The sequence below is a fragment of the Paenibacillus turpanensis genome (assembly GCF_011421635.1).
GTDB classification, from domain to species: domain Bacteria; phylum Bacillota; class Bacilli; order Paenibacillales; family YIM-B00363; genus Paenibacillus_AK; species Paenibacillus_AK turpanensis.
On sequence record NZ_WTLI01000002.1, the window covers coordinates 177,997 to 200,606 of the forward strand.

Genomic DNA, 22,610 nt, shown 5'->3' on the forward strand with positions numbered 1-22,610 from the left:
ATAAATGATTATCATCGTTTTCAACTGAGAGGTGCATGACATGAATCGACTTTCTTTATATAGAAAAATGGTTGTTTACGGCTGCATAATTAGCATTATCCCATTGATTATTTTAGGATATTTTTCCTATATGAAATCCTCTAAAGCTATTCAAGAACAAGTGGATCGCAGCAACATCCAGCTCATCCGCCAAACAAACGGAAACGTAGAACAAATCTTAAAAACGATCGACCATACCTTGAATTACGTCGTCAATTCAAACTTGATGCTTGATGCAACATACCGTAAGATTACGTATTTGGATTTTCAAACCTACAATAATATAAGAAAAGAATTAAGCCATCTTCAATCTTATGATACAAAGGTAACCGATGTAATTATTTTGAATGCCTACAATAATTGGATTATTAACAACAATGGCTTATATCCATTAAACTCCTATCCGACGATGGACAAGCTGCTCGATATGTTTAAGCTGCCCTATACCTCCAATTGGGTACTGCTCGAAACCGGAGAACTGGGCAAGTCAGACGCAGAGAGCTACGGCTGTAAATATACGATTAATCTGGTTAAAAAAATGCCTTACCATACCTTTGAAAAGCGCGGTTTAGCGATTGCAACGATCCCTGCGTGCCTCTTAGCGTCCGAAATGGAGAATCATCAAGAAGCAAGAGAGGTCATGATCGTCAATAAAGAAAACCAGATTATTATTCATGCAGATGAATCAAAGGTTGGTCTTACATTAGCCGAAGCTGGTTATTTCAATGAACAAGACGCAGCGAAAATGTCGGAAAAAACCGGACAATTTGAAATCAATACTGCTTCCGGGGCAAAATCAGTCACTTATACCCATTCCAGCTTTAATGACTGGGTTTATGTTTCCTTTACAGAGCTCAATGTTATCAAAAAAGATTCGCGTGCAATCGGTTGGTTTACACTCTTTGTTTGTATTTTAATGATCGGAGTTTCATTAACGGCAGTGTGGTTCGGCAGCCGTAAAATGTACACGCCGGTAAAAACAATTTTAACGGCCATTTCCGAGCGAATTCCCGACCCGCAGTTAACAAAAAGAGACGAATTCCAAATCATTAACGAGCATTTGAATGAGCTTTTCACCTCAAACTCAAGCTTAAAACAAGAAATAACGAAGCATTCGCAGCAGGTTCGGACCTTTTTCTTAACAAAGCTGTTTCAGGGCAACGTAACGAAGACGGAAATCGAGCAAAAGGCTGAATTGTTCGGTTTTAGCGCCCACACGCAGGACTGGGAAAGTCAAGTCGTGCTTACCCTGCAAATTGATCTGCTTGGTCAAACCCGATATGACAGCAAGGACTTAGACCTTCTTTTGTTTGCGATCAATAATATAATTGAAGAAATTGTTCCTCAGGAAGAACGGCTTCCGCCGGTCATTTTGGACCAGACACAGGTTACGATGGTCCGGTCTCGCAGCCTTAGCACGAAAAACGATCAAGTCGGAGACGACATTTATAAGTTAACCGAAACCATCCAACAAAAAATCAAACAATTTTTGGATTTAGATGTCAGCATCGGCATAAGCCTTCCATTCAAATCGCTTCATAAAACGGCACGAGCTTATCAGGAAGGCATCGAAGCGTTAAAACAACGTCTAAAACTCGGTAAAGGGGTCATCATTCCTTTCTCGAGCATCAATTCGGGAAAGCATACCCTTATTTATCCGTTCCCTTCGCTGCTCGAAAATGAATTAATCGATTCCATCAAGCTTGCGGACGAAGAAAAGGCCCTTGAACTGCTCAGACAATGGCTTGACGAAGTTTTTCATATGGAGCGCTCCCCGCACGAGTATCAAATCTCATTAATGCGGCTGCTCAACGATCTTATGATTGTGATGCAGGAGGCGGGAATTCGATTGCAGCAGCTGGATTTACAGGAAGGCCCGATCTATGAGGAATTGCTCCAGCTGTATGTGAATACAGAAATTGAAGCGTGGTTTAAAACCAAAATCATCATGCCGATGATTCAAGTGTTTAGGGATCGCCGCGACTCCCAGTACCAGAACTTATCGGAACAAATTATCGATATGATTCAGAAACATTTTGATACGGATTTAACGTTGGAGGAATGCGCCTCCAAGCTTCACTACAATTCGTTCTATTTGAGCAGCGTATTTAAAAAAGAAACGAGTATGTCTTTCAGTGAATATTTGTCGATGTATCGCTTTAACATGGCCAAAAAATGGCTGGTAGAAACAGATATGCCAATCAAAGATATTGCCCAGAAATTAACCTACAATAACCCGCAAAACTTCATTCGTTCGTTCCGCAAACAGGAAGGGATGACGCCGGGACAATACCGCACCAAGTATGGTGTCTCTGAATAGAGATATGTTTTTAGCTGTCCAAGAAAAGGAAAAGGCGAGGATTTTCATCCTTCGCCTTTTTCCCTATTTCTTTTGACTCTAACATCTATAATTATCATTTACTGCTCTACAATTATCGTGTATTTACCAATCTAATCTAATGATTATCATGATTATCGTTCGAAAAAAGCTCATTTGCAGCCCTACACTCTAACCTAACGTGCAATAATGAGCTCTCGAATGTTCTCCGTAAACATTCGGTCCATTTGTTCATCCGTAACAACCGTATCGATTTGTTCCCAATCGGCAACCTGCGCAAACGCCTGTACTCCAAATTTACTGAAGTCCGCCAGCAGGATTACACGGTCCGCTATTGCAATCATCTGCTGCTTAATCCGTCCCTGAAGCTCATTAGAATCGCTAATCCCCCGTTCAGGATGAATTCCTCTGCATGAGATAAAAGCTTTATCAACGTGATATTGCTGCAAGGAACGCTCGGCCAGCGGTCCAACAAAGGATAATGATCGGGATGAAACAATTCCACCCGTAGAGATCACCTGAATTTTTTCCTTTGAGCTGAGTTCAAGCGCTACGCGGATTGAATTCGTAAGAACAGTCAGCGGAATATCCGGTAAAATCGCCGCCATACACCAAGCAGTTGAGCTGGCATCCAGGATAATGCGATCATTCGGTTCAACGAGACGAGCAGCTTCCCGAGCTATTCTTTGTTTTTCCGTTAGGTTCGTCGCTTCCCGAATCGTATATGAAAGCTCGGGCTGGTTGTCCTTTAAGCACACAGCTCCGCCATGGCTTCTCATCAACTTTCCCTCGGCTTCCAATCGGTCCAAATCGCGGCGAATCGTTTCCTCCGTTACCCCGCACAGCTCGCTCAACTCTGTAACCCGGATACTCCCGCGTTCATTTACGATCTCAACGATCTTATGCCACCGCTCAGCTGCTAGCATACCATGACCTCTTTCCGCAAAATATAAAAATGCTTCTTTCATGATACAACTGCCGCTATCCGAAGCGCAAACCCGAAACTATACACTATCCTCAATATAAACAGAAACTGCCTCGACCCTCAAAGAATCGAAGCAGTTCACGGTTCACAGTTCACGGTAAAGCTCACATATACTTACTTAATATCCTTCGTCGCTTCGGCAAATCGTGCAACTCGCGCACCTAACCGCGCAGCCAAAACCAGCTCCCGCTCCTCGGGGATTCTCGAGCTGTCAGGACCAGCCAGGGTTGACGGTCCGTAAGGAGACCCGCCAATCGGTTCTGCCGTCAAGTATTCAGGATTTTGGGAATAGGGAAGCCCCACATAAACCATTCCAAAGTGAAGCAAGGGGACAATCGAGGTGAGGATCGTCGCCTCATGTCCAGTATGAATGGAGCCAGCACTCGTCATCACTCCAGTAGGCTTTCCTTCCAGCTCCCCTTCACTGCAAAGCTTACCGGCAAAATCCAAAAATAGCTTGACCTGAGCCGGCATCATTCCATAATAAGTGGGGAACCCCCAGACAATACCGTCCGCCCAACGTAAATCTTGGTTAGTCGCTTGCGGAATGTCCTTTTGCCGGTCCTGCGCAGCCTCATATTTTTCCCACCGGGCTCCGACTCGAAACCGTCCCGCCAGTCCCGCCTCTTCCTTAAGCTCTTCGCCCCCTGCCTTCGGGCGGTCCTGATAAGCAGTTCTATTTTCTATGGAAAGAAGCTCCGGAATACGCACCACTCTAACTTGATGGTCTCCTGCACCCAGCACACCTTCAGCAGCAGCACTCGCCATTTCAAACACATGCCCGTACGCGCTGTAATAAACAATTGCAATATTAGCCATTGCTAAAGCTCCCTTTTCTACGGCTTCGGCAAAAATTCGTTCGTGTACACCTGATCCAGCGGCTCCGCCGTCTTCAGCAAGCCGATATCAAGCAGCTGCTTTTGCAGCGTCTCCCACCGTTCTTTTGCCATGTAGCCGACTCCATTCGTTTCCGCATCTCCTCCATAAACAAGATCAAGCTGCGCTTCGGCGCCGTATTTCATATGCTCCAGAGACATATCCGGATTTTTCTCGTGAATAAATTTATTAATTTCTTCAGAGTTAGTTTTATAGTAGTTCCATCCTTTAATCGAGGCTTCTACATAGGCTTTAACGATATCTGGATGATTTTTAATATAATCCGCAGTCGTATAAAGCACATTTCCGTATGGCTTATAACCGAAGTCCGCATTCAGGAAATAATCGACCTCTACACCTTGTTCCTTCATCGCAAACGGCTCGGCCGTAACATAGATTTGGGTAGCTGCAGACGGGTCACTTACAAAATTGGCAAGAGAGCCGGTATACTTCATTTCTTGGACCTGATCCAGGTTATAGGCCCTTTTAAAATATTCCCAGTACGCAACACCACTGGCAACGTACACCTTTTGACCGTTTAAGTCCTCGATGCTTTTGTACTTCCCTTTATGGAACATAATTCCCTGTGCATTCGTTTGGAAGGTAGCGGCGATAACGACGAGAGGGATACCGTTTTGCCTCGCCAGCAGCACCTCATCGGCCTGCCCCATACCAAACTGAGCCTTACCGGAAGCCACAATTTGAGTGGAAGAAACACCAGGACCGCCGGATTGAATCGTCATGTCCAATCCAGCTTCTTTATAGAAATCCTTCACAAGTGCAGCATATTGTCCGCCATGCTCTGGCTCAGCAAACCAGTTTGTCACTTGGGTTACTGACGTAAGCTTCTTTGCTTCAGGCGCTGCAGCGCTATTCTTATTTGTTCCTGCACCAGCTGGCTCCGATGGAGGCGCGCTGGTTTCCTTAGGGGCACATCCAGCAAGCATAACAAACAAGCTAAGCAGCAAAACCCCGGCAGAACGCATACCGATCCCACTGTGTAAAAAGCATGAAATTCGTTCCTTCATGTTTCTCCCTCCATATCGCTCTCTTGAATGTGTATGTAAACCCGGAGATCGCCGGATCGACATCAAGCGCAGGCTATAAAACAGCAGCAGCATTTTTATCAAAATCGGGCCACACTGAGGCTTGTGTCATTACGGAAATCCACCGACCGTGATTGTAGACCCAACGGTTCCCCGGCACCTCGGTAAACATCTCTCTAGGATGACAAGCGTCCACCACGACGAAACGAGCCGTGTTCCCCGGTTTAACACCGTAATCCGTAAGACCCGTTAGCTGTGCCGGATGAGAGGTGATCATGTGAAGCAAGTCGTACATTTCCCGCTCACCCGCCATATGTGCAGCATAAGCGGTGACAAGTCCAATCTGCACAAGATCCCCTTTTCCAAAAGGATGAAACGGATCTTGGATGTTATCTGAAGCTGCGGCAACTGGGATTCCAGCACCGAGCAGCTCCTTCACTCTTGTAACCCCCCTGCGGACCGTCCCTTTATCGCCCCTTCCCTGCAAATACAAATTTACGGCCGGGAGTGTAATCGCCCCGACACCGGCTTCCGCCATCAAGGAAATGACACGCTCTGCGTCTTCCTGTTCACGGGCAGCCAAAGCGCAAAGATGTCCCGCATTCACTTTGTGCTGGTACCCCCACCGGATCGTTTCACGGCATATATCGTCGATCGTTTGCACCATGGGATCATCACTTTCATCCACATGCAAATCCAAGCTTTTATCATGCCTGACAGCCTTACGGAATGCCCATTCCACATGTGCGGCCGGATCCGGGGATAAGTGTGGAGCTCCACCCAAGCCGTCGATCCCCATACGGAACGCTTCCTCCACCCAATCGTTGATTTCGTTTTGCTGCTCCGGATCATAGGGCACCATCGGGAAAAATTGCAGGTCAATATAGGGACGCACCTTTTCTCTAGCCTCAAGCGCGGCCTCAATGGTCCGAAATACAACCTCCTTCCCCCAGCGAGCCGGAAAATCCAAGTGGCTGCGCAGCACTACCGAACCAAACGACGCCGCCCGCATGGCTGCCTTTACCATCCGTTTCGTGATTTCTTCCTTACTGAAAAGCTGCACCGATTCCCGGTAATTATCGATAGCCTCCAGCAGCGTACCTGACTTATTGCCGACTTTATAAATGGAATAAGCTTTATCCAAATGCATGTGTGCATCCACAAATCCCGGCAAAAGCATACGCCCCTCCAAATCGATCAAACCGTCAGGGGATGGCTCTACTCCTGCATTGGAAATGGGAATATGAGTGAGGGAGTCCTGGATATGCGGTTGTCGCTGAACAGTGTTCCAACGACCGCCTCGAATCGATAATTCAAATAAATGGTTTGGATCCTCAAGTGGTAAAGAGACATTTATGAATGTGATGTCACCTTTCCTCATGTTCAACCCCCTTAATTTCCTTCTCACGCCTTCATTTTAGAAATATCCGGGCAAGCCAACAAGGTGCAGGATAAACAATTGTCAATTTATCTAACATGAAGTTTCGTTTTTGTGAGCAGCGCACGATCAGTTGTAAAAAAATGGTCCTCTCTATCGTAAAAAAAGAAACAGCACCCTCCATGATAAGAGAGTGCTGAGTTTGTTTACATCGGACGCAGCCATTTTCCGAACCCGGATGTACATATTCCGTTTTCTGCCAGATAAACGATTTCCCCCCCGAGGATCGTCATCCGAACACGGCAGCCGATCTCTCGGCCAACGTAAGGCGAATGCTTATGACGCTGAAGCAGCGTTTGTTCCGAAACCGTATAGGACTGCTTCAAATCGATCAGTGCAAAATCTGCATCCGCACCAACGGCGATTTCACCTTTACGCGGATGCAGCCCGAAGCGCTGCGCAGGGGTAAGGGAGGTCATTGCCGCAACCCGGTGCAGCGGCAGCCCTCTTTTGTTCACTCCTTCATCGATCATGAGCTCTAACGTATGCTGGGCCCCGGATATCCCTCCCCACGCCTCAAACCAATTTTCACTGCTCTTCATTTCAGTCGGGCAGGGGGAATGATCGGAGGCAACCCAATCGATATTCCCCGCCAGCACCTCGGTCCAGAGCGCTTCCAGTTCCTCGCGCGAACGCAGCGGCGGGGCGCATTTGGCAGCTGGACCCACCCGCTCCGCATCTTCATCGGTGAGCACTAGATAATGGGGACAGGTTTCTGCGCTAACATCGATCCCCCTTGCTTTTGCGTTTTGGATCAGCTGTATCGACTGCGCACTGCTAATATGCACAAAATGCAGCCTGCAGCCCGAAATCTCGGCGAGCTCAATCGCTTTACGAACCGCCTTCGCCTCCGCTTCCGCCGTTCGGGAGGCAATAAAATCGCGCGCCTTCGTACGGCCCTCGGCAATGGCCAGCTCAGCTAATCGGCGCACACTAACTTCGTCCTCGGCATGAATAGCCAGCACCTTCCCCGTCCGTGAGATCAGCTGCATGCCGCGCAGCAAAGTCAGCTCGTCCACATTTCGAAATATTCCCTCTCCCTCGCCTCCCGGATCAGACATAAAAGCTTTAAACCCGGCGACACCTGCTTCCGCCAAAGCAGAAAGCTCATCCAAGTTCCCTGGCACTAGACCGCCCCATAGCGCAAAGTCGATGGCAGAGGCGCCGTTTGCTAATGCAAGCTTTTGCTCAAGCGCCTGAACAGTAACCGTCGGAGGGATTCCGTTGAGCGGCATATCGATATAGGTTGTGCACCCCCCGGCTGCAAGTGCAGACGAGCCTGACACGAAGCCCTCCCAATGCCCAAGCCCCGGTTCATTCAAATGGACGTGGGCGTCAACCATTCCCGGCATCACGATCCATCCGCTTACATCAAGCTCTACACCGTCTACTGCCGGTACACTGCGAAATACGCTGCCGCCGTTTGATTTCCCATACGGAAGCTCCTGCCGAACCGGCTCCCCTTCGGTAAGAACAGCTATTTTTCCATCCTGAATACCGATATCCATTCGGGCCGTTCGATCCCGCAGAACAACGAGGCCTCCCTTGATCCATTTATCCACGCCATCTCCCCCTTTGCACCGGGCCCAAAAGCGCCTATTCTTTTATCCGCTCATTTCCTTCTTCTCTTTGGAAACGCGTGTACAAGCCGTACCGACCGCCCTTAAAATCGATCCATATCCAGTGCAGCGGCATAGGTTGCCGGAGAGCGCCTCCAGTACCTGCTCCTGGTCGGGATTTGGCACAGCATCAAGCAGGGCCGCTGTCGAGATCACCATACCGGAGGTGCAGTAACCGCACTGAAATCCACCTTCCTGCAGAAAAGCCTCTTGCACGGGATGCAGCTGTTCTCCTTCCGCCAAGCCTTCAATCGTTGTTACCCTCTTTCCGTCGCATTGATAGGCCATGGTAAGACAGGAATTGACCGGCTTACCGTCCAGCAGTACCATACAAGAGCCGCAGCGCCCAATCTCGCAGGATAGCTTCGTGCCGGTCAGTGCAAGCTCTCCGCGTAAAAGGTCAATCAGCCGCATCGTCTCCGACACCGTACACTGATACTTCTTTTCATTAATGAAAAAGGAAATCACAGCCCTCACCCCTTATGATGCATGCTCTGTCTTTTTCAGATCGAAGGGTCGCATCCCCGTCGTTCCGTCAAGCAGCTGTTCGGGACGAACTGGAAGGCGCTCTACCCAGACACCTACTGCTTGATGAATGGCTGCGGCAATCGCCGGAGCGAGTCCAATAGAGCCAATTTCGCCGATCCCGCGGGGCCCATAAAGATCGCCTTCCGGCAATTCCTCAATCGCCTCCACTTGAACCTCCAACGGGACATCCCGAATCGTGGGGATCAAATAGGAGTCTAAATTTTTGGTCAGGTATACTCCTTCTTCCATCACGGCATCTTCCGTTAATGCAAAACCAAGCGCCATCCCGGCTCCACCCTCGATTTGCCCGACATATCCCATCGGATTCACGACCGGGCCGGCAGCGATAGCGTGATCGGTACGCAGGAGCTTGACTCGCCCAGTCAGAAGGTTCACCTCCACCTCTGCTGCAACAGCCGCATAGGAATGCAAGTAATGACCCCCGAACACAGCGTCAGGGGTAACAGGAAAATCAAAACGCGATTCGGAGCGAATTTCCGCCTGTGACTTCCGGGCAAGCTCCGAATACGACAGAACACAGGCATCCTCATTCCAAATTCCTCCCGGCCCAAGCCGCAATGCTAATGCAGACATTTGCAGCACAGCGGCAGCCTCGCCCAGAAGCTTGGAGGTAAACTCTTCACGCATCCTCGTAAGCGCCATCCAAATCATCGTCGTGGTGCGCGAAGCGGTAGAGGACCCTGTATGCGGAACGCGAGCCGTATCTCCGATCACAACCGTAATATCGGTTTCCGTGCAGCCAAACACATCCTCCATCATTAGATATACGGCGGGAATCAAGCCTTGGCCAAACTCCTCGAATCCAAAGGCTGCCTCCAGCTTTCCATCCATCGTTAGACGAAGGCGACCACCTGCAGGATCAAGCAGCCCATATCCGAAGCCAAATCCGTGCATGACGATCGCCGCCCCAACGCCTCTCCGCACCCAAGGCTCCTCCGGATCCAAGGACCCTTCCGCATTACGGCCGGCCCATATCGCCGAACGCTCCATGGCCTCCCATACCTGCTCAGCGCCCTTTGTCGCTAAAATGGTATGACCTGTCGGCCCTTTATCCTCCGCTCTACGCAAGTTTAAGCGCCGAAATTTCCAAGGATCCATGCCAAGGCATTTTGCCAAACGATCCATTTGGCCCTCTACCGCAAAAATAACCTGATTCCCGCCGAAGCCGCGAAACTCCCCGGACATCCCGTTGTTAGTAAACACCGACGTCCCTTCTATTTTCACATTCGGAATCCGATAAGGACCCGACGCATGTTCCGTTGCGAAGGTGAGTACGGCGGGTCCCAGCGTAGAATATGGGCCTTTATCCGCAATAATCCGCGCCGTATGGGCAAGCAGCCTGCCATCGGAAGCGACGCCCGTCTTCATCGTAATTTTCATCGGATGGCGCTTGAGCCCCGCCCGAACCGATTCCCATCTCGAGTTATGCATCTTCACGGGCCTGCCCGTTGCAAGCGCCAACAGCGCACCGTAAGGCTGCACATTCAATTCGTCCTTTCCTCCGAAGGAGCCGCCGATCGGAGAAGAGACTACGCGGATGCGTTCCTCCGGAATCGACAAAATACGAGACAGCTGCATGCGGTCCTTAAACGAATGCTGCGTTGCCGAATATACAGTTAAGCCGCTGCCGTCCGCCTCGGGTACAAATAGGCCGCCCTCCATCTCCATATACGTGTGCATTTGACGAGGCGTATAATAGGTCGTTTCCACGACATAGGCACAGTGGGCAAACGCCGCTTCCGGGTCCCCATCCTCGTAACGGGTGGATGCCGCAACATTGCCGCCCGCCTGCACCAGCGGGCTCTCCGGGCGAAGCGCCTCCTCCGGGTCGCCAACGATCGGAAGCGGCTCGTAGAGAACCTCAATCAGCTCCAGCGCACGCTCCGCAATAGCTTCAGTCTCAGCAGCTACCGCAGCTACCGCGTCTCCCTCATAAAGCACGCGCTCCTTACAAAATACCGGCTGATCCGGTACCACGAGGCCAAAGCCGTTTAAGCCAGGGACATCTTCATGCGTTAGAACGGCCAGCACTCCCGGAAGCGCCTTGGCTTTGGATATGTCGACAGTAAGAATGAGGGCATGGGGATGCATGCTGCGGAGCACCTTACCGAACAGCATCTCCGGCGCAGTAAGATCGGTTAAATAGGACAGCGCGCCCTTTACCTTGTCTTCTCCATCTTGACGAACCCTCCAGCGAGCCGCGTAATTCTCCTTATTGACAAGCATCGTCACCGCCCCCATTCCATTATTTTTCGAAAATCTTAAGCCAGCTCGCTCCATTCCGCTTTTCGCCTGGAGAGCTTAAGAAGCTCCGATGCCGCCAAGTTTGCCGCAACCTTCTTTCGATACGACGCGGGAGCAAAGGCATCTGATACCGGATCAAACGTGTCGACCATCGCGTGATAAACCGACGTGACCGCTTCTTCAGGTCTTCTTCCTTCCGCCGCACGCTCTACCTCATGCAAACGTGTTACCTCGGTAGCTCCGCCGCCGGCAGCGAATCTAAGGTTTACTAAGCATCCGTGCTCATCCAAATTACCGGAAGCCGCCACGGTTACCACAGAAGGGGTAAACGTCTCTCTGCGGCCGACCTTTTGATAAAATAACAATTCCGATTTTTGCTTCGATACAGGAACAATGATCTTTTCGATTAATACAGCTCCGCCCGGAGCCTGACTTCGTCCCTTCAGCCATGCTTCAAGCAAAAGCAGGCTTCTACCGCTTTCCGTCCAAACCACAACAGATGCTTCAGAAGCAAGAAGGGCGGGAATCGTATCCCCAATCAGCCATGCCACATTGCCTCCTATTGTCGCCATATTGCGAATCGACGGCGCACCTACAGAACGCGCAGCAGTGTAAAGCAGCGGAGAAGCGGCTTTTACGGCCGATGACAGCGTCAACTCCGACAAGGTCACACCCGCCCCAATGACGAGCTCCGTATCCGTAACAATGATCGTTTTCATCGCCGCAACCGAATCCAGCGAAATCAAATACGACGGCATCTCCGCAGCGCCGGATTCCCACTGATATCGCAAAAGCGTCGCACCAGACGAAAGCTTCGCGCCCTCTCCGAGAGTGCGCATCCACTTCCAAGCATCCTCGGGCGTATTTGGCCTGTATACCTTTGCTTCCCCTGGCGTACGCCCCGCTTCTTGCGGAACCGCCTTCGATACTGCCTCGTGCTCCATTGTTCAACCTCCCTTTAATACGTCCGTCTTCGTTCCGGCTCAACTGCAGCCCTGATCCAAATGAACTCCGTAATCTTTTTTAATACTATACTTCTATGTAAAATGCATGTAAATATATCTAACATCTTTTTGTGCACGAAAACAAAAACCAGATCCAGCGTTTGTGCCGACGCAACCAATACACTTGCAGCGAAGAAAAAACGGCTACTCGTCTGGAACACGATCTCGCCAAACCAAAAAAAAGCCGGAACGTGTCCGGCTGCGATAAAATCAAATGTATGGATTACGGCCTGAGAAAAAGCGCGCCTACAACCAATGCCCCCATGATCCCCCATACCGCAGGAAGCTGAAGATAATGAACCATAATAAAAAACGCTGCGGCGATCAAAAACGGCAAATACGGCACAGCGCCCTGTACAGGCGCGAAAGCATATTTCACAAAATCAAAGGCCAGCATGGCCAGCATAATAAAGATGACAGGCTGGATCCCCCGAACCATGCCCTTTACCACCGGGTTCGCTTCCAGCCGGTGCAGTACCCCCGACAATGCGATCATAAGCAGCGCTGTAGGCAGTACCACAGCCGTCAAAGCCGCTGCTGCGCCTCCCCACCCCGCAACCTTGAAGCCGATAAACGCCGCCAGCTTCGTCGCGATCGGCCCGGGAAACGCATTGGCAAACGCAAGCGTACTGCCAAACTCCTCTGTTGTCATCCACTTGTATTTATCGACGACCTGCGTTTCGTACAGCGGAATAATGGAGGGTCCGCCGCCATATCCAAGCAGTGTCGCCGTACCAAACGACCAGAACAACTTCCACAGCTCCAGCATCCCTGTCTCACCACCCGATCGCCATGCCGTCGCCGCGCGGATCAGCTGCGCCGGACAGCATTCCGTTGTCTTCGATCAAAATCGCCTGAGCCTGCCCCATGACCCCGTCCCATTCGGCAACCGTCTCGACCCGATGTCCCCGGCGGCGGAGCCGAACAAGCGTCTCCAGAGGAAGCCTGTTCTCCAGCTTAAGCTCATCTGCGTCCTCCCCCCAGGTTCTACCGTATACCCAGCGCGGTAAGCCAATCGCCTCCTGCACCGAGCAGCCGTAATCCAAAACGGCCGTCAGCAGCGACAGCGACGTTTGAGGCTGACCCTCGCCCCCTTGGGTTCCGCACAGCAAATAAGGCTTTCCACTCTTCAGCACCATCCCGGGCATCAGCGTATGAAACGACCGTTTATGCGGCTCCAAGGTATTCGGATGAAGGGGGTCCAGCGAAAAGAAAGAACCGCGGTTTTGCAGCACAATCCCCGTCCCGCCAGCAGAGTAAGCGGAACCGAAGTCGAAGTATAAACTTTGAATAAACGACACCGCATTACCTTCCCGGTCAACCACAGCCGCATAAGCGGTATCCTGCCCCATGGCCATCGAGGTGACCGGAGCGGCATGAGCGCCTTTTCCAAACAAATCGAGCTTCGCCCACTTTTGTGCGGCATACTCCTTCGAAAGCAGCTCATCGAGCGGCGCAGGATGAAACTTCGGGTCGGTTACGTATAGATCGCGGTCCTGAAACGCAGCCTTGATCACCTCGGTCATCACATGGAAAAAGGCGTCGGATGATCTGGGCAGTGCAGACACATCCATGTTTTCCAGCATATTCATCATGAGCAGCAGCGAAACACCCTGCGAGTTCGGCGGCATTTGCATAATCCGGTATCCGCGGTAATCGACTCCGACCGGCTCAACCCACTCCCCATGATGATCGACAAAATCGTCTTCACGTAAGAAACCGCCGCTCTCATGAACGGAACGTACGATTGCCCGCATCAGCTCCCCTTCGTAGAAAGCGCGGCGCCCCTGAGCGGACACCTGTTGAAGAGAAGCCGCCAGCTCCGGCAATACCGCCCGCTCGCCCTCGCCCAGCAGCTGTCCGCCCTTGGCAACCCATAACTTAGCGAGCGAACGGTCAGCTCGGATCAAACGCTCATCCTTGGCTATCCAATACGCCAGGTTACGCGAAACGGGAAAACCGCCTTCCGCATATGCGATCGCCGGCTGCAGCAGCCGAGCCCATGGCAGCCTACCGTAACGGGACCACACCTCCCACCACGCATCTACCATGCCGGGGACCGTGATTGCGCTGAGCGGTCCCCGCTGCGGAATTGACTGATGCCCCAATGCCGCGAATCTTTCCCTAGTGGCTAGTCCCGCTGCGCCGCCGCTTCCGTTATAACCGATCACCTTCCCTTCCTGCGCCGGATACATCAGAAAAAAAGCGTCGCCGCCAAGCCCCGTCATATGAGGATAAACGACCGCTAGGACAGCGCTGACCGCTACAGCGGCGTCAAACGCATTGCCCCCCTCTTGAATGATGGAAAAGCCAACACTGCTGGCCAAATAATGCGGCGTGGCCACCATTCCATCGGCACCCCTTGGCATCGCATTCAGCATAACTCCGCCCCCCTCCGGTCAAATACCACCAACGCAGCCTGTACCGCGTCCCCAGCCTGCACTCTGCCGCCTTGATGAATCAGAGCCGCTTCCAGCGCCCCGAGCACATGCAGCACATTTTTTTCACTGCAGCTGTAGCCCATGGTGCCGATGCGCCAAATCCGGCCTTTTAGCGGACCAAAGGAGCTGGCAATTTCGATGCCGAATCGGGTCAGCAGCATGAAACGGACGGCTTCCCCATCGACACCCTCCGGAATCTCGATGCAAGCCACCACCGGAAGCTTGCTGGTACGCGAGCCAAACAGCGTAAGCCCCATGGCCTCCAAGCCTGCGGCGAGCGCTTCGCCGTTTTGCTTGTGGCGGGCAAAGCGAGCTTCAAGCCCCTCGTCCAAAGCAATTCGCAAGCCTTCGCGAAGCGCATACAGCATCGACGTTGCCTCGGTATGATGGTTGAGCCGCTCCGGGCTCCAATAATCTTGAAGCTGGGACAAGTCCAAATAATTGCTTTGTATCGGACGGAACCGCGACGGGACATGTTCGGTCCGCAGCCCGCGCTCCACCCGCTTGCGCCGAAGCAGCTTCGCTTCTGCACGTTCGTTATAAGTAAGCGGCGCCATACCCGACGGCACAGATAAGCATTTTTGTGTGCCGCCCACCACAGCGTCGAGCATCCATGCATCTGTGTCAACCGGGACACCACCGATCGTGGCAACTGCATCTACGACAAGCAGCACCCCGAGCTCCCGGCAGGCGCGGCCAATCTCCTTCAGCGGCTGCAGCTGTCCAGTCGAGGTTTCCCCGTGAACAATCGCCACCAAGGCCGGGCATTCTCTTTTTATTGCGGAAATAACTTGCTCGGGATCGAACACCCCGCCCCATTCGGTTTCCAGCGTCACCACCTGTGCGCCGCAGCGTTCGGCAATCTCGACAAGCAAATGACCGAACCGACCGTAAATCGGCACCAGCACCTTGTCACCCGGCTCGATCAAGCCAAGAAGCGCCGCTTCCAACCCTGAACGTGAGGTGCCGTCCACCGGATAAGACCATCGGTTTTCAGTCTGAAACAGCTCACGAAGCATTTCCATCGTTTCGTTCATTAATGCGGTAAATGCCGGGTCAAACTGTCCGAGAATCGGCATCGACATCGCTCTCAGCACACGGGGGTCTACCTCCACCGGCCCTGGAGTCATAATCGTTCGCGGCGGCGGATTTAAATCGTTATATCGTTTCATTGCTGTCCTCCTCCACCTTGTAGCCCATTCGATACATCGTTTCAGCCAGCAAGCAAGCACCCAGCGCCAGTTGACCGGCATCCGTATATTCATCCGGATGATGGCTGATTCCGTCCCTGCTTGGAACAAACAGCATTGCCGCGGGACACACTCTTGCAAAGATCATCGCATCATGCCCGGCACCGCTGCTCATAAGCCGGTAATCCACGCCTTCATCGCGGCATACTGCCTCCCACTTCCGAACCAGCCCGCTATCCATCGGTACGGGCGCGACGCTCAGCGATTCCTGCCAGCTGACTACAACCCCGCGATCCGCCGCGATACGATTGAAGCCGGTCGCGGTTTCCACGGCAAAGCGATGCAGGGCATCTCGGGCAGAGTGCCGGATGTCCACGGTAAACTCTACTCGTCCCGGAATCACATTGCCCACACCCGGAAGCGTCCGCAAAGAGCCGACTGTAGCTACAAGCCCCTCTTCCGATCTGCGCGCCCGCTCCTCCAGCCAAAGTATCATCTCGCACGCAGCAGTCAGTGCGTCCTTTCGCAGCTTCATCGGGGTCGTACCGGCATGATTCGCGCAACCCTCCACAGCAACGACCGCGCGGATTTGCCCGACAATCGACGTCACGATACCGATGCTGCGGCCTTCCGCCTCCAGCACGCCCCCCTGCTCAATATGCAGCTCAATGAAGGCATAGGGTGCTTCACGCCGGCCCCGACGCTCCAGACCGGTGACATAGTCACCATTCGGTCCGAACCCGCACGAAGCCATCGCTTCCGCTAGAGTCAGCCCTTTCGCATCGTACAAACTCTCTGCCGCACCGAAACGCTCCGCATTTCTCTCCGGCTCATCGTATGCAGCTGCGTATTCGGAGCCCCAAAACACAGTCGGAAAACGGCTGCCCTCCTCCTCGCACAAGGAAACAACCTCCAGGGAGCGCCGCGGCCGGCCGTAACGAGCCTGTAAAGCCTCTAAAGCAAGGATTCCTGCAACGATTCCGTATGCCCCGTCGTACATTCCTCCCTGCACAACGGTATCAACGTGGGAGCCGGTCAAGACAGGCCGCAAACTGCGGTCTGTTCCTTCAAGTGTGCCGTACAAATTACCGACCTCGTCATAACGTACGCGTAAACCAGCCGACTCCATTCTCCCGGCTAAGTAGCGCTGTGCTGCCAGCCATGACTCATCATACAGCAAACGGGTTACACCGCCTCCAGGATGAGCGCCGAACCGGGCTAGACAGTTTATCTCTTCAGCGATCCGATGCGTATCGATCCCGATCATATGACCCCTCCCCGATGCGATGTGCGCCAACGCCATCTCCATTTGCAGGAGACTCAGCTCCCGCGATAGGTGCTGTATCCTCCCGGAGACACCAGCAGAGGAACATGCATATGACGGCCGTCGTCCTCGATCCTAAAGCGTACTGGAACCACCTCCAAAAAACCGCCCTCCGGGGGATATACCCCAAGCTCCCGATAATAATCGCCGACAGCGAACCGAAGCTCGTAGCAGCCCGCCAACGCTTCTCCATCGCTCAGAAGGGAGCGGTCCAGCCGTCCGTCTGCATTGGTGACCGCCTCCGCGAGCAGCCGCTCACCTCCGGCAGCATCGATCGGATCGACCGCCGCTGCCTCGGAGCCGCTGCCCCAGCAGCGCCACAGCTGAACCTTTATCCCCTTCCCCGGATGCCCTGCCCCTAAATCGAGAACATGCGTCGTCAGCATTTCATTCCCTCCACTTCTTTGGCGCGGAGCGCCGTCCGAACGATACCTGACTAAGTCGCTCAAAGCTTTACCTATTCCCTATTCCTCTAAATCCCGAATGTCCGCCCTCGTCAGCGAAAAGCCCTGGAAGCCGTAAGGCGGACGCGGCTCCGTGAACACCTTCCCATTGCCGTTCTCCACCGCCTCCAGCACCGTGTCCCACGTCCGGTTGTTCGATTCAAACCACACTTCCTCCAGCTGCGGGAAACGCTGCAAAATCCGTCTTCCAATATGCCAAATCAAATTTTGAATAGACGGGCTGTTCATTTCATGGAAAACGGCCGCCGCGATATCATGCACCTGCTCGGCGGGCGCGTACCGCCCTTGATCCGCATCAAAGGCATCGGCAGCTTTGCCGTACCGCCAGTGAATATCTAAAAATATAAATAAAGGACGGTCCGACGCTTCCGCCAGCGTCGTATATTCATCTCTTACATAACCGGTAAATGAACTGCCTTTAACCTTAATCAGCTTCAATCCCGTCACCCCCGACTGCTGCACCGACACTGCAATCGAATCGTCAGCACCGCGGACCAGCTCCACCACAGCAGTCGGTGAGGCATTATTCGAGTAACGATACACCAGAGAGCCCGGCTGCGGCGGGCCATCCGCCTGCGGTACCGGAAGCGCGTCAAACGGAATTTGTCTCGCTTCCATGCGCACCCCGCTCATCTGCGGATATTTTTCCAGAAAACAGCGCGCAGCGTAAGCCATAAAGCCTTCCGCAGTCGCTCCTTCATAGCTCCCGGCATGACGCAAAATAAAGTTTTTCATCGAGTCGGTTGCTACAACCGCCGAATTGTCTCCTTCTGTAAACGAAGGAAGGAACGCTTCTCCGCTTACCGCAACCTTAATGTTCATGCCAAACAGCACATTGTCCTTTCCCGTGAATGCGGATTCGGGGATCGGCGGCACCGCCAAAGACTTTGCGTAGGTCCGGTACACCCACACATCGCCTTTTCCGTAGTAAACCGTCCGTTTAGATCCGTCTCCCATCGCCGCCCCGCTGCCCATCACTGCTTCCGCATGCTTCATCGCCTTCACTCCTTTCAAAAATTCGTTCTTCCAGCCGGAACCGTGCAATCCGGTTCACCTCATGCAGCGCCCGTTCCCATTCCGCCTCCGCGCTATTCACGAGACGAACCCGCATCTCGATGCGAATCGTATCCTTGGAATGTCCCTTAACCGCCAATATAAAAGGAAAGCCGAACCTGCGAACATATTTGGTATTTAACTCGGAAAACTCCGCATACTCCAATGGCGTTAACCGGTTCAACCCCGCTCCATCCTGCTCTCCGCGCGAGTCGGAGGTCATCACCATTTTCGCCCCGAGATCCGGATGAGCCAGAAGCAGTCGAAGCTGCTCTTCCTTCGAGGAATACTGGATTGCATGAGCACACGCACCGGCTACATCCTTCAAGCTGAAGAAAGGACCTCTCTCCCATGCGCGCTCCAGCACCCATGGTGAATGCTCATAAATACCGTTCAGCGCCTCAACGAACGCCGCTTTATCCATTCCATTCAGCTCAGCAAGTGTCCATCGTTTCCGCATAGCGCTCCTCCCAGCTCCGTATGCCAAACCGTTTTCGGCGCAGGCGTCTCGGCCACCACCAGCCCTTTAGAAAAGACATACCTGCATGGCGGCTGCCTGCTAAGCAGATCCGCCTCGTCTTCGGCTCCAAAAAGCACAAACGAGGCACTCGCTCCTTCTTCGAATCGAAAACGCTCGTCAAGCCCCATCACTTTCGCCGCACGCCCGGTCACCATAGCTACCGCTTCGCGAAGCTCCGATCGGCCCGTCATATGCGCCGCATGTACAGCCATGTGCGCCGCCTGAAGCGGATTTCCCGATCCAAGCGGATAAAACGGCGATCGCAAGTCATCATGCGATACGGCCACATTGACACCCGCTTCCAGCAGCTCCTTCAGCCTGGCGACCCCTCGCCCCTTTGGCGGCGGATCAAACCGGCCCTGCATTGCCGTGTTAATTAACGGGCACGAGACAATGTGAATTTGAGACTCGGCCAACAGCCCAAGCAGCTTGCGAAAATACGCTTCCGGGTAATAAGCAGAAGCGCTCGCATGCGCCGCCGCCACCTGCGACCGAAGCCCCGAGGCAATCGCCATGGCGGCCGCCGTCTCCAAAAAGCGCGAATGCGGATCATCCAGCTCATCGGCAAACAGATGGACGTAAGCGCCGGACCGCTCCGCAAGCTCAAACACATACGCTAGCGACGCAACGCCATCCTCTCTGGAGTGTTCCAGATGAGGTACGGCCGATACCGCATCCGCCCCCATCCGCAGCGCCTCCTCCATGCGATCCCGGTTAGCCGGCGCAGACCACAGTCCATCCTGCGGGAAAGCTGCGACCTGCAGCTCGACCACAGGAGCGAGCTTTTCCTTAAGCTCAAGCAATGCGGACAACGCCGTAAGCTTCGGATCGGAAATATCCGCAAGCGCCCGGATCGCCAGCACTCCGTGGGACACAAGGATCTTCACCGTCTCCAAGGCTCGGCGCAGCACATCCCCTTTCGTCAGCTCTTTTTTACGTTCCGACCATATGGCGATCCCCTCAAACAGCGACCCGGATTCATTCCATCTCGGCTGCCCCGCGGTAAGCGCGGTGTCCAGATGAATATGCGTTTCGACAAGCGGCGGAAGCATCAGCATCCCCTGCGCATCCATGGAACGAGCCGCCTCTGCGCCCTGCAAATCGCCAATCGCAGCGATACGCCCATCCGCTACCGCAACATCCGCCCGAACCGGCTGCCCGCCGCCTCGAACGAGCCGCGCCCCGTGTACGATTAAATCGTAGCCCATCCTGTCACCCCTCGGATTTCATTTCCGATTCATGCCAAGAGCTGAGCATCCATTTCGAAAACCCGTTAACAATGAGGAAAAATACAATACCAAGCGCCGAAGCCGACAGCCCGCAGGCAAATAAATAAGGAGTTTGCAGCCTGCTCGCAGCTACCGTAATGGCATACCCCAAGCCGCCCTTGCCGCCCCCGATGCCAGCAATATACTCACCGACGATCGCCCCGATCACCGCAAGCGTGCAGGAGATCTTTAATCCGGCGACGATATAGGGCAGAGCCGCGGGAATACGCAGCCGAATCATCGTTTGCAGCTTTGTGGCGTTGTACAGGTAAAATAAGTTTTTCATGTTATGATCCGTAGAGTTCAGGCCGATCAGCGTATTGGAAAGCATCGGGAAAAAGCCAATTAAAAAAGCAATAATAACAATCGCGTTTAGCCCCGCTCCGAACCAAATGACAATGATCGGCGCAATCGCCACAATCGGAATCGTTTGTAAAATGATCGCATACGGATAAACGCTTTTTTCAATCAGCTTCGAGCTTGCCAGCAAAATCGCCCCCGACACCCCGAATACAATGCTGAGCAAGAAGCCAGCCACCGCCTCCACAATGGTTGTCGTGACCGAAACCATAAGCCCGTTCCAATTTGCGGACGCCGCCTCGACGATATCCGACGGCTTCGGCAGCAAATACGGCGGAACCGACATCAGTCTGCAGACGATCTCCCAACCTCCGATAAAAATGACAAAAGCGATCACCGGAGGAAGGATAGCTGCGAGCTGCTGTGCAGCTGTTTTCACCGGTTCCTCCGAGACGTTCCGCATCAAACGGATGCGCGGCTCCCTGCCCGGATAAATCTCATCCGCCAAGATGTCTGCGAGCTGCGCTTTCGTTAATTGAAACCCCATATAAATCCCCTCCCTCTTCCGGCTATCCGAGCGACTCCGCCAGCTTGCCCGGATTGAGCAGTCCAAGCGGGTCATTTTCCCGTTTCAACCGAATCATACTGGCAAGCTCTCCCCGTCCGCCCCGCTCCAGTGTCCATACATGCGGATCAAAAATTCGTACCCCGTTCGTTTCAAAAAAGTGAATGATTTCATAAAGCCGTTCCTTTGTCGTATACTTGACGATCGGCAGGGAGGATGGAGTCAGTCTCCCGCCGGAACGGATCCATTCCAAATGCAGCAGCACCTCATCGCCGAATTGCTGCTTAATCGCCACAACTTGCTCCTTATACCTTGCCGGATCGAAGCCGGCCTGCAAATACGTAATGGAAGGATCCGTCTTAAGCGCCCAAAGGGTCGTATGGTTCCAAGTAAAATCGGAAAGCCCTATCACGGTTCGGTACTGCTCCGCCGGGATACTGTGCGAAATCTGACCGCCATAAGCTACGGCATGCTCTTCGAGCAATGGCATTGTCCCTTCTTCCGATTCGAGCAGAACGGCGGCGCAGCCGGGAGAGAAATATTTGGCAATCGGTTTAAAATAGGTCGGGATCGGCCATTCCAACGTGGTAACTAGGCGCTTCGTAATCCGTTCATCCGCTGCGACCGTTTCCGAATAGCGGGCCGCTTTCCCGAAGGAGTCAAACAGTACGATCGTCTGCATCCACTCCACCCGTTTCGCAAGCGGTATCGTCAGCTCTGTAACAATGCCCGTGGTACCGTAATTATGGATGTAATCAAGAACATCGTCTCCCTCGACCTCAAGGCGTCTCGGCGTCTCCTCCATCGTATACACGACGGCCCGCAGGACATTACCGTCCCACAAATTCCCCCAAGTGATCGAGCCGATGCCCCCGGAGCCCCCGCATACAAAACCGCCCACCGTCGCCTTCATATAGGTGCTCGGGTAAATGCGCAGCTCCTGCCCGCAGGCTCTCGCCTGCCTCTCCAAAGCACCGAGCCGGACACCGGCTTGCACGCGGGCAAAGCCATCGCCAATTTCGAGAACCCGGTCCAAACCGCTCATATCCAGCACAATTCCGCCATGAAGCGGCACCGCCTGCCCGTAATTGCCCGTTCCGGCTCCGCGCGTCGTGACGGGGATTCCCTTCCGGTAAGCAAATGCAAGCACATCCGCGACATCACGTTCCTCTTGGACTGTGACGATGCTGTCCGCCGTCTTGTCCTTCAGCAGCGGTTCCAACACGGGGGAATACCAATAATAATCCTTGGACAACCGATTGAGCGACACGTCGTCCATCAGCAGGCGCCCGCGGCCCAGTGCGCCAGCCATCTCATTCTTCCAAGCAGCGTTCGTGGACATGCCTT

At 53.2% G+C, this 22,610-nt stretch carries 19 protein-coding genes; 1 reads left to right on the forward strand and 18 read right to left on the reverse strand.

Annotated features, from left to right (window positions below; genetic code table 11):
* The first annotated feature begins 40 nt into the window (after positions 1-40).
* On the forward strand, positions 41-2,359 hold the full coding sequence (locus GQS10_RS02440; RefSeq protein ID WP_166238649.1) for an AraC family transcriptional regulator: 2,319 nt from the start codon (positions 41-43) through the stop codon (positions 2,357-2,359).
* Positions 2,360-2,553: 194 nt separating this feature from the next.
* Here the strand turns inward: GQS10_RS02440 and GQS10_RS02445 are convergent, their stop codons facing one another.
* From GQS10_RS02445 to GQS10_RS02530, 18 genes are all read right to left on the reverse strand, one after another.
* Positions 2,554-3,303 (reverse strand): DeoR/GlpR family DNA-binding transcription regulator, encoded by a 750-nt coding sequence (locus GQS10_RS02445; protein WP_166238651.1) that lies wholly within the window; start codon positions 3,301-3,303, stop codon positions 2,554-2,556.
* Between the two features lie 173 nt (positions 3,304-3,476).
* On the reverse strand, positions 3,477-4,181 hold the full coding sequence (locus GQS10_RS02450; RefSeq protein WP_166238653.1) for an NAD(P)H-dependent oxidoreductase: 705 nt from the start codon (positions 4,179-4,181) through the stop codon (positions 3,477-3,479).
* Between the two features lie 17 nt (positions 4,182-4,198).
* Entirely contained in the window at positions 4,199-5,266 is a 1,068-nt protein-coding gene (locus GQS10_RS02455; protein WP_166238655.1) for an ABC transporter substrate-binding protein, read from the reverse strand.
* A gap of 73 nt (positions 5,267-5,339) precedes the next feature.
* Positions 5,340-6,665, reverse strand: coding sequence for an amidohydrolase family protein (locus GQS10_RS02460; RefSeq protein ID WP_166238657.1), 1,326 nt, complete (start codon positions 6,663-6,665; stop codon positions 5,340-5,342).
* Positions 6,666-6,868: 203 nt separating this feature from the next.
* Entirely contained in the window at positions 6,869-8,284 is a 1,416-nt protein-coding gene (gene allB / locus GQS10_RS02465; protein WP_341804993.1) for an allantoinase AllB, read from the reverse strand.
* Positions 8,285-8,326: 42 nt separating this feature from the next.
* Positions 8,327-8,755, reverse strand: a complete 429-nt coding sequence (locus GQS10_RS02470) for a (2Fe-2S)-binding protein (protein WP_207952102.1) — start codon at positions 8,753-8,755, stop codon at positions 8,327-8,329.
* A gap of 66 nt (positions 8,756-8,821) precedes the next feature.
* The gene (gene pucD, locus GQS10_RS02475) at positions 8,822-11,116 is read right to left on the reverse strand and encodes a xanthine dehydrogenase subunit D (protein WP_166238661.1); all 2,295 of its coding nucleotides are present in this window, start codon (positions 11,114-11,116) and stop codon (positions 8,822-8,824) included.
* A gap of 35 nt (positions 11,117-11,151) precedes the next feature.
* Positions 11,152-12,078 carry an FAD binding domain-containing protein gene (locus tag GQS10_RS02480; RefSeq protein WP_166238663.1) on the reverse strand — a complete coding sequence of 309 codons (927 nt, stop codon included), beginning with the start codon at positions 12,076-12,078 and terminating at the stop codon, positions 11,152-11,154.
* Positions 12,079-12,361: 283 nt separating this feature from the next.
* Positions 12,362-12,907: a chromate transporter gene (locus GQS10_RS02485; protein ID WP_166238665.1), complete on the reverse strand. Its 546-nt coding sequence runs from the start codon at positions 12,905-12,907 to the stop codon at positions 12,362-12,364.
* A gap of 7 nt (positions 12,908-12,914) precedes the next feature.
* Entirely contained in the window at positions 12,915-14,519 is a 1,605-nt protein-coding gene (gene ggt, locus GQS10_RS02490; RefSeq protein ID WP_166238667.1) for a gamma-glutamyltransferase, read from the reverse strand.
* Positions 14,513-15,751 (reverse strand): pyridoxal-phosphate-dependent aminotransferase family protein, encoded by a 1,239-nt coding sequence (locus GQS10_RS02495; RefSeq protein ID WP_166238669.1) that lies wholly within the window; start codon positions 15,749-15,751, stop codon positions 14,513-14,515. Before GQS10_RS02495 ends, ggt begins: the two co-directional genes overlap by 7 nt.
* Positions 15,738-17,036, reverse strand: coding sequence for a Zn-dependent hydrolase (locus GQS10_RS02500; RefSeq protein ID WP_166238671.1), 1,299 nt, complete (start codon positions 17,034-17,036; stop codon positions 15,738-15,740). The genes GQS10_RS02495 and GQS10_RS02500 overlap by 14 nt, the downstream gene beginning before the upstream one ends.
* 53 nt (positions 17,037-17,089) lie before the next feature.
* Entirely contained in the window at positions 17,090-17,479 is a 390-nt protein-coding gene (gene uraH, locus GQS10_RS02505; protein WP_166238673.1) for a hydroxyisourate hydrolase, read from the reverse strand.
* A gap of 78 nt (positions 17,480-17,557) precedes the next feature.
* The gene (gene pucL / locus GQS10_RS02510) at positions 17,558-18,553 is read right to left on the reverse strand and encodes a factor-independent urate hydroxylase (RefSeq protein WP_243734898.1); all 996 of its coding nucleotides are present in this window, start codon (positions 18,551-18,553) and stop codon (positions 17,558-17,560) included.
* Positions 18,498-19,070 carry a 2-oxo-4-hydroxy-4-carboxy-5-ureidoimidazoline decarboxylase gene (gene uraD / locus GQS10_RS02515; RefSeq protein WP_166238675.1) on the reverse strand — a complete coding sequence of 191 codons (573 nt, stop codon included), beginning with the start codon at positions 19,068-19,070 and terminating at the stop codon, positions 18,498-18,500. Before uraD ends, pucL begins: the two co-directional genes overlap by 56 nt.
* Positions 19,040-20,338: an amidohydrolase family protein gene (locus GQS10_RS02520; protein ID WP_166238677.1), complete on the reverse strand. Its 1,299-nt coding sequence runs from the start codon at positions 20,336-20,338 to the stop codon at positions 19,040-19,042. The genes uraD and GQS10_RS02520 overlap by 31 nt, the downstream gene beginning before the upstream one ends.
* 4 nt (positions 20,339-20,342) lie before the next feature.
* Positions 20,343-21,161: an ABC transporter permease gene (locus GQS10_RS02525; protein ID WP_207952103.1), complete on the reverse strand. Its 819-nt coding sequence runs from the start codon at positions 21,159-21,161 to the stop codon at positions 20,343-20,345.
* A gap of 106 nt (positions 21,162-21,267) precedes the next feature.
* A complete protein-coding gene (locus GQS10_RS02530) occupies positions 21,268-22,605 on the reverse strand; it encodes an FAD-binding oxidoreductase (RefSeq protein ID WP_243734900.1) in 1,338 nt (445 codons plus the stop codon).
* Between the last annotated feature and the right edge of the window lie 5 nt (positions 22,606-22,610).

Coding starts and splice junctions, on each gene's coding strand:
- GQS10_RS02440 (WP_166238649.1), top strand. CDS start 41: ATGAATCGACTTTCTTTATATAGAAAAATGGTTGTTTACGGCTGCATA.
- GQS10_RS02445 (WP_166238651.1), bottom strand. CDS start 3,303: ATGCTAGCAGCTGAGCGGTGGCATAAGATCGTTGAGATCGTAAATGAA.
- GQS10_RS02450 (WP_166238653.1), bottom strand. CDS start 4,181: ATGGCTAATATTGCAATTGTTTATTACAGCGCGTACGGGCATGTGTTT.
- GQS10_RS02455 (WP_166238655.1), bottom strand. CDS start 5,266: ATGAAGGAACGAATTTCATGCTTTTTACACAGTGGGATCGGTATGCGT.
- GQS10_RS02460 (WP_166238657.1), bottom strand. CDS start 6,665: ATGAGGAAAGGTGACATCACATTCATAAATGTCTCTTTACCACTTGAG.
- GQS10_RS02470 (WP_207952102.1), bottom strand. CDS start 8,755: ATGCGGCTGATTGACCTTTTACGCGGAGAGCTTGCACTGACCGGCACG.
- pucD (WP_166238661.1), bottom strand. CDS start 11,116: ATGCTTGTCAATAAGGAGAATTACGCGGCTCGCTGGAGGGTTCGTCAA.
- GQS10_RS02480 (WP_166238663.1), bottom strand. CDS start 12,078: ATGGAGCACGAGGCAGTATCGAAGGCGGTTCCGCAAGAAGCGGGGCGT.
- GQS10_RS02485 (WP_166238665.1), bottom strand. CDS start 12,907: ATGCTGGAGCTGTGGAAGTTGTTCTGGTCGTTTGGTACGGCGACACTG.
- ggt (WP_166238667.1), bottom strand. CDS start 14,519: ATGCTGAATGCGATGCCAAGGGGTGCCGATGGAATGGTGGCCACGCCG.
- GQS10_RS02495 (WP_166238669.1), bottom strand. CDS start 15,751: ATGAAACGATATAACGATTTAAATCCGCCGCCGCGAACGATTATGACT.
- GQS10_RS02500 (WP_166238671.1), bottom strand. CDS start 17,036: ATGATCGGGATCGATACGCATCGGATCGCTGAAGAGATAAACTGTCTA.
- uraH (WP_166238673.1), bottom strand. CDS start 17,479: ATGCTGACGACGCATGTTCTCGATTTAGGGGCAGGGCATCCGGGGAAG.
- pucL (WP_243734898.1), bottom strand. CDS start 18,553: ATGAAGCATGCGGAAGCAGTGATGGGCAGCGGGGCGGCGATGGGAGAC.
- uraD (WP_166238675.1), bottom strand. CDS start 19,070: ATGCGGAAACGATGGACACTTGCTGAGCTGAATGGAATGGATAAAGCG.
- GQS10_RS02520 (WP_166238677.1), bottom strand. CDS start 20,338: ATGGGCTACGATTTAATCGTACACGGGGCGCGGCTCGTTCGAGGCGGC.
- GQS10_RS02525 (WP_207952103.1), bottom strand. CDS start 21,161: ATGCGGAACGTCTCGGAGGAACCGGTGAAAACAGCTGCACAGCAGCTC.
- GQS10_RS02530 (WP_243734900.1), bottom strand. CDS start 22,605: ATGTCCACGAACGCTGCTTGGAAGAATGAGATGGCTGGCGCACTGGGC.